This window comes from Pseudomonas aphyarum, from assembly GCF_028657055.1.
Classification (GTDB): domain Bacteria; phylum Pseudomonadota; class Gammaproteobacteria; order Pseudomonadales; family Pseudomonadaceae; genus Aquipseudomonas; species Aquipseudomonas aphyarum.
On sequence record NZ_JAMDGS010000010.1, the window covers coordinates 169,218 to 182,777 of the forward strand.

General features: G+C 61.3%; 11 protein-coding genes. 1 reads left to right on the forward strand and 10 read right to left on the reverse strand.

Features of this window, described 5'->3' with window-relative positions; translation table 11 throughout:
- The 6 genes from M5G18_RS14985 to M5G18_RS15010 all read right to left on the reverse strand — a co-directional run bounded on the left by M5G18_RS14985 (nucleotide 1) and on the right by M5G18_RS15010 (nucleotide 7,464).
- Nucleotides 1-1,014: an iron ABC transporter substrate-binding protein gene (locus M5G18_RS14985; protein WP_273899525.1), complete on the reverse strand. Its 1,014-nt coding sequence runs from the start codon at nucleotides 1,012-1,014 to the stop codon at nucleotides 1-3.
- A gap of 213 nt (nucleotides 1,015-1,227) precedes the next feature.
- Nucleotides 1,228-1,779: a PqiC family protein gene (locus M5G18_RS14990; RefSeq protein ID WP_273899524.1), complete on the reverse strand. Its 552-nt coding sequence runs from the start codon at nucleotides 1,777-1,779 to the stop codon at nucleotides 1,228-1,230.
- A gap of 16 nt (nucleotides 1,780-1,795) precedes the next feature.
- Nucleotides 1,796-3,451: a PqiB family protein gene (locus M5G18_RS14995; RefSeq protein ID WP_273899523.1), complete on the reverse strand. Its 1,656-nt coding sequence runs from the start codon at nucleotides 3,449-3,451 to the stop codon at nucleotides 1,796-1,798.
- 113 nt (nucleotides 3,452-3,564) lie between these two features.
- Nucleotides 3,565-4,866, reverse strand: coding sequence for an NAD(P)/FAD-dependent oxidoreductase (locus M5G18_RS15000; protein ID WP_273899522.1), 1,302 nt, complete (start codon nucleotides 4,864-4,866; stop codon nucleotides 3,565-3,567).
- Complete coding sequence (locus M5G18_RS15005; RefSeq protein WP_273899520.1) at nucleotides 4,863-5,951, reverse strand: polyamine ABC transporter substrate-binding protein; 1,089 nt, start codon at nucleotides 5,949-5,951, stop codon at nucleotides 4,863-4,865. Before M5G18_RS15005 ends, M5G18_RS15000 begins: the two co-directional genes overlap by 4 nt.
- A 154-nt stretch (nucleotides 5,952-6,105) precedes the next feature.
- On the reverse strand, nucleotides 6,106-7,464 hold the full coding sequence (locus M5G18_RS15010) for a glutamine synthetase family protein (RefSeq protein WP_273899519.1): 1,359 nt from the start codon (nucleotides 7,462-7,464) through the stop codon (nucleotides 6,106-6,108).
- A 162-nt stretch (nucleotides 7,465-7,626) separates the two neighbouring features.
- Between M5G18_RS15010 and M5G18_RS15015 the strand changes: the two genes are divergently transcribed.
- Complete coding sequence (locus tag M5G18_RS15015) at nucleotides 7,627-8,535, forward strand: helix-turn-helix domain-containing protein (protein WP_273899518.1); 909 nt, start codon at nucleotides 7,627-7,629, stop codon at nucleotides 8,533-8,535.
- Nucleotides 8,536-8,545: 10 nt separating this feature from the next.
- On the opposite strand, the gene tspO is transcribed toward M5G18_RS15015, so the two are convergent.
- From tspO to M5G18_RS15035, 4 genes are all read right to left on the reverse strand, one after another.
- Nucleotides 8,546-8,995, reverse strand: coding sequence for a tryptophan-rich sensory protein TspO (tspO, locus tag M5G18_RS15020; protein ID WP_273899517.1), 450 nt, complete (start codon nucleotides 8,993-8,995; stop codon nucleotides 8,546-8,548).
- Between the two features lie 37 nt (nucleotides 8,996-9,032).
- Nucleotides 9,033-11,207, reverse strand: a complete 2,175-nt coding sequence (locus M5G18_RS15025; RefSeq protein WP_273899516.1) for a hybrid sensor histidine kinase/response regulator — start codon at nucleotides 11,205-11,207, stop codon at nucleotides 9,033-9,035.
- A 148-nt stretch (nucleotides 11,208-11,355) separates the two neighbouring features.
- Nucleotides 11,356-12,894, reverse strand: coding sequence for a cryptochrome/photolyase family protein (locus M5G18_RS15030; RefSeq protein ID WP_273899514.1), 1,539 nt, complete (start codon nucleotides 12,892-12,894; stop codon nucleotides 11,356-11,358).
- A 25-nt stretch (nucleotides 12,895-12,919) separates the two neighbouring features.
- Nucleotides 12,920-13,462, reverse strand: coding sequence for a DUF3833 domain-containing protein (locus M5G18_RS15035; protein WP_273899513.1), 543 nt, complete (start codon nucleotides 13,460-13,462; stop codon nucleotides 12,920-12,922).
- Between the last annotated feature and the right edge of the window lie 98 nt (nucleotides 13,463-13,560).

Sequence of the window (13,560 nt, forward strand, 5' to 3'; positions counted from 1 at the left end):
TTACAGCAGTCCTGCCTGGGTCATCAGTTCGACGGCTTTCTTGCTGTCGAGCTTCGATGCATCGACTTTCGGCGCGTCCAGATCCTTCAACGGCACCAGTTTTGGGTTGGAAGCAGCGTCCTTGCCCACGGCGTATTCAAAGGATTTGCCGGTGCGCAGCACTTCCTGGCCTTGCTTGCCGGTGATGTACTGGAGGAATTTCTGCGCGTCCTCCTGGTGTTTGCTGGAGGCCAGCACGCCGCCGCCGGAAATGCTCACGAACGCCCCCGGATCCTGATGCTTGAAGTAGTGCAGGGCGGTGTTCTTGCTGTTTTCACCGGTCTTGGCCTGATCGACGAACGCGTAATAGTGGTAGATCACACCGCTGTCGACTTGCCCGGCGTTCACTGCTTTGAGCACCGAGCTGTTGCCACGGTAAGCGGTGAAATTGGCTTTCATGCCCTTGAGCCATTCCAGGGTGGCGGCTTCGCCTTTCTGCTCCAGCACGGCGGCGACGATGGCCTGGAAATCCGCACCGGCAGGCGATGCGGCCCAGCGACCTTTCCAGGCCGGGTTCGCCAGATCCATCAGGGATTTGGGCAGGTCCTTTTCCGGCAATTTGGCCGGGTTGTAGACGAACACCGTGGAGCGCGCGGCGATACCGACCCATTGGCCGTGGGCGGGGCGATAGGCCGCGTCGACTTGCTCAAGAGTCGCCGGAGCCACGGGCGCGAACAGCTTGGCGTTGTCCACCAGCACCATGGCCGGGGAGTTTTCCGTCAGGAACACATCCGCCGGCGACGCCGCACCTTCCTGCACGATCTGATTGCCCATTTCCGTGTCATCGCCGTTGCGCACCGTGACCGGAATCCCGGTTTCTTCGGTGAAGCCGGCGACCCAGGCCTTGGTCAGGGTTTCGTGCTGTGCGTTGTAGACCACCAGGCCGACGGAATCGGCGGCAAAGGCCTGCCCGGCAGCGAGCAGCGCAGTCGCCAGTGCGGCCTGTTTCAGAACGGACGGAACGGATGGACTCATGGCGGGGCAGCTCCTGTTGTTAGACGTTATGGTTTGCGAGTATCCGCAGGGGATTCAAATGCGAATGCTTTGCAAAAATAGAGTCGCGGCAATGTAGGGCGGCAAACGAGAAAAATACGTCAAAGAAATCGTTAATAAATGTCATTGCCATTCAGATTAGCAGCGTCTGGCCGCTTGCACGGCGGCCGTACGTCTTGCCGATGGGAGGAGGGATCAGGAGGAGGGCGGGCAGCCGCGTGAGCCGGTGGAGGCCTGACTGATCAACGCAGCCAGACGCTTGACGTTGTTTTGCTGAGCCACCACCAGATCATCGATGGTCGGCCCGGACGGGGTTTGCAGCAGCGAGCGACAGGCGGTCAGGGCGTCGTCCCCGGCGTTGGCCTGACGCAGGCGCCATTTGACGTCGATCAGCCCGTATTGCCCGGGAATCGAATCGAAGCGTTGCACATCGATGCGCACCGAGGTTTTGCGCGGGCCGCCGGCATTACTGAGTTGATCCACCAACGCGCTGCGCAATTCATCGCTCAGGCTGGCGCCCCACCATTCGGTCTCCAGAATCGCCAGGCCGCTGTTGCCCTGGCGGATCACGATCTGCGGCCGGTCGACCTGCGGCGGCACGCTGATGCTTTCGATAGCGATTTCCGAACCGGCGCGTCCGGCCATCGGTTGCGTCGGCGTCAGGGTGTGAAAGCTGATCGGGGCGCTGCTGCAGGCGCCCAGCAGCAGGCCGATCGCGAGCACGGTGAACTTCAGCTTTAAAGCCATGGGACAGCTCCTGTGCTCAATTGCGCGGTGGTCCTTTGAGGTCCAGCGGCGCGGCGTTGTCGGGGCGGCCGCGAATCAACGATTCCGGATGCCGGCCCAGATAATCGGACAGCTCACGCAAAGAACGGGACATGCGCCCGAGCTCGTCGAGGGTCTCGGTCAGTTGTTCGCGTTGCGGCGAATCTTCGGCCAGGGTCGAACTGGCCGATTGCAGGGTCTTGCTCACGTCGGCGAGGGTGTTCTGCACGCCGGGCAGGGTCTTGGCGTTGAACTGGGTCAGGCCTTTGCGCAATTCCACGAGGTTGCTGTCGAGGTTGCCGGCAATCCGTTCCACCGGCAGCTTGTTGAGCTTGTCGATCATCGCTTCGAGTTTTTCCTGCAACTGTTCGAGGCTGCCGGGAATGGTCGGAATGCTGATCGGGCGGGCGGTTGGATCAAACGCGACTTTCTCGGCTTTCGGGTAGAAATCCAGCGCGATGTACAACTGGCCGGTCAGCAGGTTGCCGCTGCGGGCCTGGGCACGCAGGCCGTTGTCGATAAAGGTGCCGATCAGGCGCACGGCCGCGGCTTCGTCATCCGGGTTGTGATTGAGCACCTTGAGCATCTTCACGTGGGCCTGGCCGAGGCGTGCCGGGTAGATCACGATGCCGACGTTGAGCGGGAAGCTGCGTTTTTTCGCGTCGAAATCGAGGTTGATGCTGACCACCCGACCGATTTCCATGCCGAGGAATTCCACCGGTGCATCGACTTTCAGCCCGCGCAGCGCCTGATCGAAACGCAGGCTCAGGTACTGCGCCTTGCCGTTGGGCGGGGCGAGCGCGGTTTGCTGGTCGTCGAACAGGTCGTAAGTCCTTTCTTCGGCGGCGGCAACGTCGTTGGGGCTGTACTCCGGCGCGCGGAAGGCGATGCCGCCCACCAGCAGGGTCGACAACGATTCGGTTTTCACCGCAAAACCGTTGGCGCCGACGTTGACGTCAATGCCGCTGGCGTTCCAGAACCGGGTGTTTTCGGTGACGTAGGCGTCGTTTGGCGCATGGATGAACACCTCGATGTTCACCCCTTTGCCATCGGCGTCCAGCGCATAGGCCACCACTTGTCCCACCGGGATCTTGCGGTAATAGACCGGCGAGCCGATGTCCAGCGAGCCGAGGTCCGAGGCGTGCAGGTTGAAGCGTTTGCCCGGTTCGCCGTAGGTGATCGGCGGCGGGTTCTCCAGGCCTTTGAAGTGTTTTGCGCGCGAGTTGGACTGACCGATGTCGGCGCCGATGTAGTCGCCGGACAGCAACGTATCGATGCCCGAGACACCGCCCGCACCGATGCGCGGCCGGACGACCCAGAACTGCGAATCTTCGCGGGTGAAGGTTTCGGCCTGCTTGGCCAGTTTGATCGTGGCGTTGACGCTTTTCTGATCGTCGCTCAGCTCGACGTCCGTGACCTGGCCGATCACCACGTTGCGGTATTTGACTTCGGTCTTGTTGGCGGTCAGGCCGCTGCCGGTCTTGAAGGTGACGATGATGCTGGGGCCTTCCTGCATCAGGTTGTGCACCACCAGCGAGATGCCCACCAGCACCGCGATGATCGGCACGATCCACACCAGCGAAATGCTGAAACGCCGGGTCTTGACCGGCGCCTGGCCGGGCGCTCGCGGTTGATCGGCGGCTGACGACTCCATCCATGACCTCCAGGGTGTGTTGGGCACTGAGCGTCAGGAACGCAAAAGCACTTCATCAATATAGAAGTGCTTCGCGATAGAGCAAATGTGCAGGACGCATTAACCGCGAAGCGTCATCCCAGCAGCTCCCGCAGGCGATACCAGAACATGCCCAGTGCCAGCAGTGGCGAACGCAGCGCCGGGCCGCCGGGGAAGGTCATGTGCGGCACGTTGCTGAACACGTCCATGCCCTGACTGTGACCGGCATGAATCGCCTCGCCCAGCAGCTTGGCGCACCAGTGGGTGACGTTCAGGCCATGGCCGGAATAGCCTTGGGCGTAGAACACGTTCGGGTGCTGCTTCAAACGGCCGACCTGCGGGAAGCGGTTGGCGGTGATGCCGATCTTGCCGCCCCACTGATAGTCGATGCGCACATCCGCCAGTTGCGGAAACACCTTGAGCATCTTCGGTCGCATGTAGGCGGCGATGTCCGCCGGATCCCGTCCCGAATAATGGCAGGCACCGCCGAACAGCAAGCGTCGGTCCGCCGAGAGCCGGTAGTAATCGAGGCCGACTTTCTGGTCGCACAGCGCCAGGTTCTGCGGAATCAGCTCGGCGGCGCGCTCCGCCGACAGCGGTTCGGTGGCGATGATGTAACTGCCGGCGGGCAGGACCTTGCCGCTGAGTTGCTGTTCGAGTTCATCCAGGTGCGCGTTGCAGCCGAGCACCAGACTGCCGGCGCGCACGGTGCCGCTCTGGGTCCGCACCTGAACGGTCGGGCCATGGACGATTTCCAGCACCGGGCTCTGCTCGAAAATCCGTACCCCGAGGGAGGCTGCCAGCCGCGCTTCGCCCTGCACCAGATCCAGCGGATGCAAGTGGCCCGAGCCCATGTCGATCAGGCCGCCCTTGTAGACGCCCGCGTTCACCACTTGCTGACGAATCAGCTCAGGGGCAACCAGCCGTGTTTCATGGCGGTAACCCTGCTGCGCCAGGCTTTCCTGCTCGGCCTTGAAGGCGTCGAACTGCGCCGGTGTGTTGGCCAGCTCACAGAAGCCCCAGCGCAGGTCGCACTCGATGGCGTTGTCGGTGATGCGCTGGCGCACCAGCTCCACCGAGTCGATCCCGGCCCGGTGCAGGTAGCGCACGCCTTCGCTGCCGACATGCCGGGCAAAGCCTTCTACGTCGTGACCGATCCCGCGAATCAGTTGCCCGCCATTGCGCCCGCTGGCCCCCCAGCCGATGCGCCGGGCTTCGAGCAGAATCACCGAAAGCCCGCGCTGCGCCAGTTCAATGGCGGTGTTGACGCCGGTGAAACCACCGCCGATTACGCAGACATCGGCGATCAGGTCGCCCGCCAGTTCCGGATAAGGTGTGCTGGCCCGAGCCGACGCGGCGTAATAGGAGTGGGCGTGTTCCTGGTTGTACTGATTCATTTGTTCGACTTCACTTTGCTCCAGGACCGGGTCATCAGACGCATGATCGACTGGGGCGGGGTAGAGGAAATGTAGAGCTTGTCGAGGACTTCCTGCGACGGATAGACCTCGGGGTTGTTGACCAGCTCCGGATCCATGTATTGCTTGGCCGCCGGGTTCGGGTTGGCGTAACCGACCGAGGCGCTGACCTTGGCGATCACTTGCGGATCGAGCAGGTAATTGATGAAGGCGTGGGCTTCCATGGTGTTGCCGGCATCGGCAGGAATCGCCAGCAGGTCGAACCACAGGTTCGCGCCTTCCTTGGGAATCGAGTAGGCGATGTTCACGCCGTTCTTGGCTTCCTTGGCACGGTTCGCGGCCTGGAACACGTCGCCGGAATAACCGAAGGCCACGCAGATGTCGCCGTTGGCCAGGTCGGACACGTATTTCGAGGAGTGGAAATAGGTGATGTACGGCCGGATGCTCAGGAGTTTCTCTTCGGCCTTCTTGTAGTCCTCGGGTTTCTCGCTGCGCGGGTCCATGCCCATGTAGTTGAGGATGGCCGGGAACACCTCATCGGCCGAGTCCATCATCGACACGCCGCACTGGGTGAGTTTCTTCAGGTTCTCCGGTTCGAACAGCACGGCCCAGGAATCGATGTGATCGATGCCCAGCACTTGCTTGACCTTATCGACGTTGTAGCCGATGCCGTTGGTGCCCCACAGGTACGGCACTGAGTGCTCGTTGCCCGGATCGTTTTTCTCAAGCAGGGCCAGCAGTTTCGGGTCGAGGTTTTTCCAGTTCGGCAGTTGCGAGCGGTCCAGTTTGAGGAACGCACCGGCCTTTACCTGACGGGCGAGGAAGTGATTGGACGGCACCACCACGTCATAGCCGGTACGCCCGGCGAGCAGTTTGCCTTCGAGGGTTTCATTGGAGTCGAAGACGTCGTAGATCACCTTGATCCCGCTGGAGGACTGGAAGTCGGCGAGGGTGGTTTCGCCAATGTAATCGGTCCAGTTGTAGACGCTGACCTGGGGTTGGGCGAGGGCACCGGCACTGCACGCCAGGGCCAGCGCGGCGGGGATCATGGATTTCAACAGACGCATATCGACACCTCTTCGAATTATTGGATTTTTCAGGTGAGCACGTTCCCTTGTGGGAGCTGGCTTGCCAGCGATAGCGGCGGGTCAGTCGATAGAGATGTTGACTGTGCCGACGCCATCGCTGGCAAGCCAGCTCCCACAGGGGCGTGGGTGTTGGTTAAACGCTCAGCAACAGGAACTCCCGCTCCCAGGAACTGATCACGCGCTTGAAGTTTTCATGCTCGGCGCGTTTCACCGCGACGTAGCCGCGCACGAACTTGCTGCCCAGGTATCCGGCGACGGTGTCGCACTCTTCCATCTGGGTCAGGGCTTCTTCGATGGTGATCGGCAGGCGCAGGTTGCGGCGCTCGTAAGCCCGGCCTTCGACGGCGGCGCTCGGTTCGATGCCTTCGACCATGCCGATGTAGCCGCACAGCAGGCTCGCGGCGATGGCCAGGTAGGGGTTGGCGTCGGCGCCCGGCAGACGGTTTTCAACCCGCATCGCCTCAGGCCCGGAGGTCGGCACTCGCAGGCCGACGGTGCGGTTTTCTTCGCCCCATTCGACGTTGACCGGGGCCGAGGTGTCCGGCAGGAAGCGGCGGAACGAGTTCACGTTCGGCGCGAACATCGGCAGCACTTTCGGGATGTATTTCTGCAGGCCGCCGATGTGATGGCGGAACAGGTCGCTCATGCTGCCGTCGGCATTGGCGAAAATCGGTTGGCCGCTGGCGATCTCGACCACGCTCTGGTGCAGGTGCATGGCGCTGCCGGGTTCGTCGCCGATCGGCTTGGCCATGAAGGTCGCGGTCACGTTGTGCTTGAGCGCGGCTTCACGCAGGGTGCGTTTGAACACGGTGATCTGGTCGGCCAGATCCAGCGCGTCGCCGTGGCGGAAGTTGATTTCCATCTGCGCCGGGCCGTCTTCGTGGATCAGCGTGTCCAGGTCCAGGCCTTGCAGTTCGCACCAGTCGTAGACGTCTTCGAACAGCGGATCGAACTCGTTGGCGGCGTCGATGGAAAACGACTGACGACCGCTTTCGGCGCGACCGGAACGGCCCAGCGGTGCCTTCAATGGCAAGTCCGGGTCTTCGCAGCGCTGGGTCAGGTAGAACTCCATTTCCGGCGCCACGATCGGCTTCCAGCCTTTGTCGGTGTACAGCTGAAGGACTTTCTTCAGCACGTTGCGCGGCGACAGTTCGATCGGGTTGCCGAACTTGTCGAAGGTGTCGTGGATGACGATGGCGGTCGGCTCGATGGCCCACGGAATCACGTACACCGCGTCGCTCACCGGCTTGCAGACCATGTCGATGTCGGCCGGGTCGAGCAGGTCGTAGTAGATGTCGTCGTCGACAAAATCCCCGGTTACCGTTTGCAGCAGCACACTTTCCGGCAGGCGCATGCCTCGCTCATGCAGGAACTTGTTGGTCGGTGCGATCTTGCCGCGGGCGATGCCGGTCAGGTCGCTGACCACGCATTCCACTTCGGTAATCTTGTGATCTTTCAGCCACGTGAACAGCTGATCGAAAGGGGCATTCATAAAGACCTCGTCGTTGGTTTTGTTGACGCGGGGGAAAAGCGATTTCATCTTTCGCAGACTTCCCCTGAGGCGCGTTGACGACTATCTTGGGCGGGCCTTGACGTTCCATCTATCCACTTTCAGCAGCACCAAAGCGCACCAAAAGAGTGCGCAAGGTCTCCCATGACAACGTGTAATCCGCTACAGGTTCAAGCTTTCAACACCGCCGATGTCACCGAGCAAATCCGCGCCACGCCGGGTTGGGTTCAGCATTACCAGCAGATGTCGCCGGGGCATTTCGCCGGGCAGATCCGCTATCTGGATTTGCAGGGTGTGGAGGTTTACGAAGAACAGATGAACACCCGGGTCGAGCAGAATTTCAGCGCGCCGGAAGGGTCGCTGGCGTTCTGTTTCGATCGCAGCGACAACGCGCTCTATCTGCTCAATGAAGAGAGCCGCAACATCTGGATCACCCCGGAGAACTATCAGGAAATCGCCGTGGTGTTCGGCCCGGAATTCGTCCAGCGCAACGGCCTGGACGTGGCCAGGCTGGAAGGCCTGTTCATGGCGCCGCTCAATGGCGCGCAGAACGGATTGTTCAGTCGCTGGTTAAGCTCGACTCTTACGAAGTTGTCGCAAACCCTTGATCAGCCAAGTAAAGAAGCACTGACCCAACAGTTGCTCGAGGACTGCCTGTTCATCCTCGACAACGCGAGCGTGTGCCTGGACGGCGGTGGTTTGCAGCGTCGCGCCGAAGAACGAATCACCCTCAAGCGCGTGGGGGAGTGGGCGGCGGATTCGCCGGAGGAAACCCTCAATCTGCTGGAACTGTCGCGGGTGGCCGGGGTTTCCCTGCGTCAGCTGCAGCAGACGTTCAAGGCGTATACCGGGATGTCGCCGAGTCATTGGCTGCGTTTGCGCCGGCTCAACAGTGCGCGGCGAGAGTTGCTCAAACGCTCGCCGGCAGATACGACGGTGGCGGAAGTCGCGATGAATTGGTCGTTCTGGCATTTGGGCCGTTTTTCAAGCAGTTACCGGGCAATGTTCAAGGAATTGCCGAGTGAGACCTTGAAGCGCGCGTCGTCCCTGTGACGGGCGCGCACTAACCCGCTGGGTTGTTGCGCATGATCGAGAAATTCAGCGCCGCAGCGACACACAGCCAGGCCAGATAGGGAAACAGGATCAACCCGGTGATCACATCCAGGCGCAAGGCCAGGACCACCATTGCCGCGACGACCAGCCACAGCAGCACGAGAATGACCATCGCGAAAACAATCCGCTGCGCACCGAAAAACACCGGTGTCCACAGCGTGTTCAGGGCAATCTGCGCCGCCCACAACGCCAGGACCATTTCGCTGCCGGGAATCAGCGTCAAACGGTAGCCAACCCAGGCCAGCAGCAGATAGATCGTCGTCCACGCCACCGGAAACACCCAGTTGGGTGGCGTGAACTTCGGTTTGTTGAGCTGCGCGTACCATTGGCCGGGCTTGAAAACCATGCCGGTGGTTGCGGCTGCACCGCAGGCGATCAGGAAAATCAGGAAAGTCACCATGTGTTGCTCCTTGGCCGCAGCCAGTCTGCTTGGGTTGCTATTTGGCTCTCGACGACATCAGGTCAATCACCCGCGCCACCAGCGTGTCGACCGCGAAGGGCTTGGTCAGCACCTGCATGCCAGGGCCAAGCTGGCCGGCGCCGATCACTGCGTTTTCTGCGTATCCGGTAATGAAAAGCGTCGTCAGGTTCGGGCGGATCTCTCTGCCCGCGTCGGCCAGTTGTCGGCCGTTCATGCCACCCGGCAGGCCGACGTCGGTGATCAGCAAATCGATATGCACATTCGATTGCAGCGCCTTCAGCCCGGCAACGCTGTCGCCTGCTTCGAGCAGGTTGTAGCCGAGATCGCCGAGCACTTCGGTCAACAAGGCGCGCACGGTCGGTTCATCGTCAACCACCAGAATGGTTTCGCTGGCCTTGGGGACTACAGCCGGTGCGATGTGCTTGTCATCGAGACTTTGCACGGGTTCGCCACAGTGGCGCGGCAGGTAGATGCACATCGTGGTGCCCCGGTCGACCTGCGAGTGCACGCGCACCTGGCCACCGGACTGCTTGGCGAATCCGTAGATCATCGACAGCCCGAGCCCCGTGCCCTGGCCCAGCGGTTTGGTGGTAAAGAACGGGTCGAAGGCCTTGGCGATGACATCCGCCGACATGCCGGTGCCGGTATCGCTGACGCACAGACACACATACTCACCACCGGGAATCTCCAGCGTGCTGGCGGTCTCGGCGTCCATGGTGCGATTGGACGTCTCGATGGTGATGCGTCCGCCATCGGGCATCGCATCGCGGGCGTTGATGCACAGGTTGAGCAGTGCGTTTTCCAGCTGACTGGCATCCACCAGAGTCGGCCAGAGTTCCGGCGAGCCAATGGTTTCCAGAAGAATGCTCGGGCCCACGGTGCGCTGGATCAGTTCGGTCATGCCGGTCATCAGCATGTTGACGTCGGTGGGCCGCGGATCGAGGGTCTGGCGTCTGGAGAACGCCAGCAGGCGGTGGGTGAGGGCGGCGGCACGCTTGACCGCGCCCTGTGCGGTGACCATGTATTTGTCGACTTCGCTCAACCGGCCCTGACTGATCCGCGTCCCCATCAATTCCAGCGCACCGGAAACGCCGGCCAGCAAATTGTTGAAGTCATGAGCCAGGCCCCCCGTCAGTTGGCCGACCGCTTCCATCTTCTGCGACTGACGCAGTTTTTCCTCCGCTTGCATCAACTCGGCGGTGCGCGCTGACACCCGTTGTTCCAGTGTGTCGTTGAGCGCTCGCAAGGCGGCGATAGCCCCGTCGCGCTCGGCCTCGACGGTGCGGCGTTCCTCGACGTCGATCAGTACGCCGGGGAAGCGCAATGGTTTGTTGTCATCGGCCCACTCAACGCGACCGTTAGCTTCGATCCACTGGTATCTGCCGTCCGCGCGGCGCACACGGTACTGATGGGAATAGGCGCCACCGCGGCCAATGGCTTCGTCGATCGCCGTGGTCAGCCCGTCCCGATCGTCGGGGTGCACGCTGGTGATCACCTGTTCGAGGCTAAGGCCTTCGCGCCCCAGACTTGGGTCGAGATTGAACACCTGGGCGAAGCCTTCGTCGATGGCAAATCGATCAGTCAGCAAGTCCCAGTGCCAGGTGCCGATAATGGCGCCAGCGGCGAGGGCCAGTTGCACACGTTCGACGTTCTCCCGGGCGATCGCCTCACTGGCGCGCAAGCGTTCCTCGGCGTCGCGCCGTTCGGTGACGTCGTTGAACAGGATCGCGATCTGCCGGTCGGCCGGATCGCCGACCCGCACGGCGCGCACATCGAACCAGCGCTCAAAGGTATTGGCGTAATTCTCGAAGTTCGCCGGTTCCCCGGTCTTGGCCACGTGGCCGTAGGTTTCGAACCAGAAGCGCTCCAGATTGGGCGCGAATTCGGTCACCCATTTACCGCGCAGGTTGACCCCGCACTGGCGCTCGAACGCCGGGTTGGCCTCGACGAAGTAATAGTCGACAGGCTCGTCGTTGGCGTCGAATTTGACTTTGACGATGGCAAACGCCGATTCGATGGTTTCCAGAATGGTGCTGAAGCGTTCCTCACTGCGGGCGAGCGCAGCTCTGCTGGCCTGCAGTTGGGCCGCCACATTTTGCTCAGTGTCGACTTCATTGCTCAGCAGCGCGGCGCGTAATCGCTTTACCTCGGACTCAAGTGCTTCGCGATCAAGGTGTTTGAGGGTATCCATCTCACCTGCTTTGTCAGTTTTTTCAGGGGCCGGATTCATGGGGCGGACAGGCCGGACAGGGGCAAGCGGTCTGGCTTGATTGTTGTTCATTCGTTGACCGGTGGCGTCGTCGGTAAGTTTCACGGATGGCTCCGGGCGAACGCTGATTTCAGATCGACTCCCCGTTATCCAGGCGGGCCAGCAGCCTCTGGCCGCGTTGCCACAGTGCCTCTTGTTTGGCCTGCGGCATGCGGTCGAGGTTCTTGTACATCATGGTCATGCGCTGATTGCCGCGCAGCAACTCGCCGTGGCGCATCAGGAAATGCCAGTACAGCGAATTGAACGGACAGGCATTGTCCGCCGTGCTTTCGCTGACCTTGTACGCGCAACCGCGGCAGTAATCGGACATGCGATTGATGTACTGGCCGCTGGCGCAATAGGGTTTGGAACCGAGATAACCGCCATCGGCGTGCATGACCATGCCCAGCGTGTTGGGCAGCTCGACCCAGTCGAAGGCGTCCATGTAGATCGCCAGATACCACTCGCAGATCTGGCTCGGTGCGATGCCGGCGAGCAGGGCGAAATTGCCGGTGACCATCAGCCGCTGAATGTGATGCGCGTAGGCGTGCTGCAGGCTTTGTCCGATGGCGTGGCGCATGCAGTTCATTTGCGTGTCGCCGGTCCAGTAGAACTCGGGCAATGCCCGGGTGTTGCCGAACGCGTTGCCCTGCGCGTAATCAGGCATCCTCAGCCAGTACACGCCCCGCACATATTCACGCCAGCCAATCAGTTGCCGAATAAAGCCTTCGGCGGCATTGAGCGCAACGCTGCCGGCCCAGTACGCCGACTCCACGTCGCTGCACAGTTGCCGCAGATCCAGCAGGCCGATGTTGAGCGCCGCACTGATCCGCGCATGAAACAGGAACGGCTCATCACTGGCCATGGCGTCCTGGTAATCGCCAAACCCGGCCAGACCGTAATCGAGAAAGTACGCCCACAGTGCCTGCGCATCGGCATGGGTGACGGGATAGTTGAAGTCATCGAGCGCGCCGTAGTGGTGGCTGAAACGCGCCTTGACCAGGGCAAGAACTTCGCAGGTGATGGCGTCATTACTGAAGCGCGCCGGGTAGGGGGCTTTCACGCTTTTGGGCAGGGCCTTGCGATTGTCGGCATCGAAATTCCATGCACCGCCCACCGGCGAGCCGTCGCCATTGAGCAACAACCGACTCTTGCGGCGCATCTCCCGGTAGAAAAACTCCATGCGCAGCTGTTTCTTGCCTGCGGCCCACGCGGCGAACTCTTCGCGACTGCACAGAAAACGCGTATCGGCGTGCCAGTGAATCGGCAAGCCGCATTCCTTCATCGAGTGCTCCAGCCGCCAGTCGCCACACTCGGTGACGTGCACTTCTTCGGCCTGCAACAGCGCTTGCCAGCGATGTAATTCAGCCGGCACCGAACCGCTGTTTTCCGGATCATCCAGCCTGACGTATTCAATGCGTACACCCTGGTCTCGCAACGCTTGGGCGAAATGGCGCATGGCGCTGAAGATCAGGGCAATCTTCTGTGGATGGTGGGGCACGTGGCTGGCTTCCTCCATGACCTCAACCAGCAACACCGTGTCGCGCTCGGCATCGAGTGCCTGCAAGGACGCCAGGTCGAAGGACAACTGGTCGCCCAGTACCAGGCACAAGCGGCGGGTAACGTTCATTCAATCAAGCTCTGGGTTGTGCGGTTCATTGGCTTGCTTCGGCGCCCTGGCGGCGGAAGAACAGGGTCACCTGACCGACTTCCACCCCGAACTTGGACATGCTGGTGCGGTTGATCAACGTGTCCTCGTCCATCAGGTACATCCAGTCGTCCATGCTCACTTCATAGGTCGAATCGTCGACCGCCAGTTTCAGGCGATAAACCCAGTGAACGGCGTTCCCGGCAACCTGGCCCTGGGCAGCGCCGATCACATCGCCGGCGCGACCGCTCCAGCGTCCCTGGCCCTCGGGCGTCAATGTCCATACGCGGTGCTGGCGGGTGCCATCGCTGTACAGGAAGCGCTCGTCGAGTATCAGGTTGTTGCCTTCGCGATGGCTGACGATCGTGACTTCGAAACGCTTGGTCACTTCGCCGCCGGGCTTCTGAAATATCCCCCAGGCTTTGACGGGCTGGCTGAAAAAGCGCTCCAGACTCAGTGCCGGTTGTTGATCGGCATAACGCGTGACATCCACGTTGCTGCAGCTTGCGAGGTTGAGCATCAATGCCAGTAACAGCAGTAATCGAGTCATTGTCTTGCTCCCTGATTGAACAGGTGTTGACGGTGAAGGTCGCACTATTTGTACAGAGAGAAGAGCATGTACAGGTTCATCGCTTTCCAGTGAGTGCA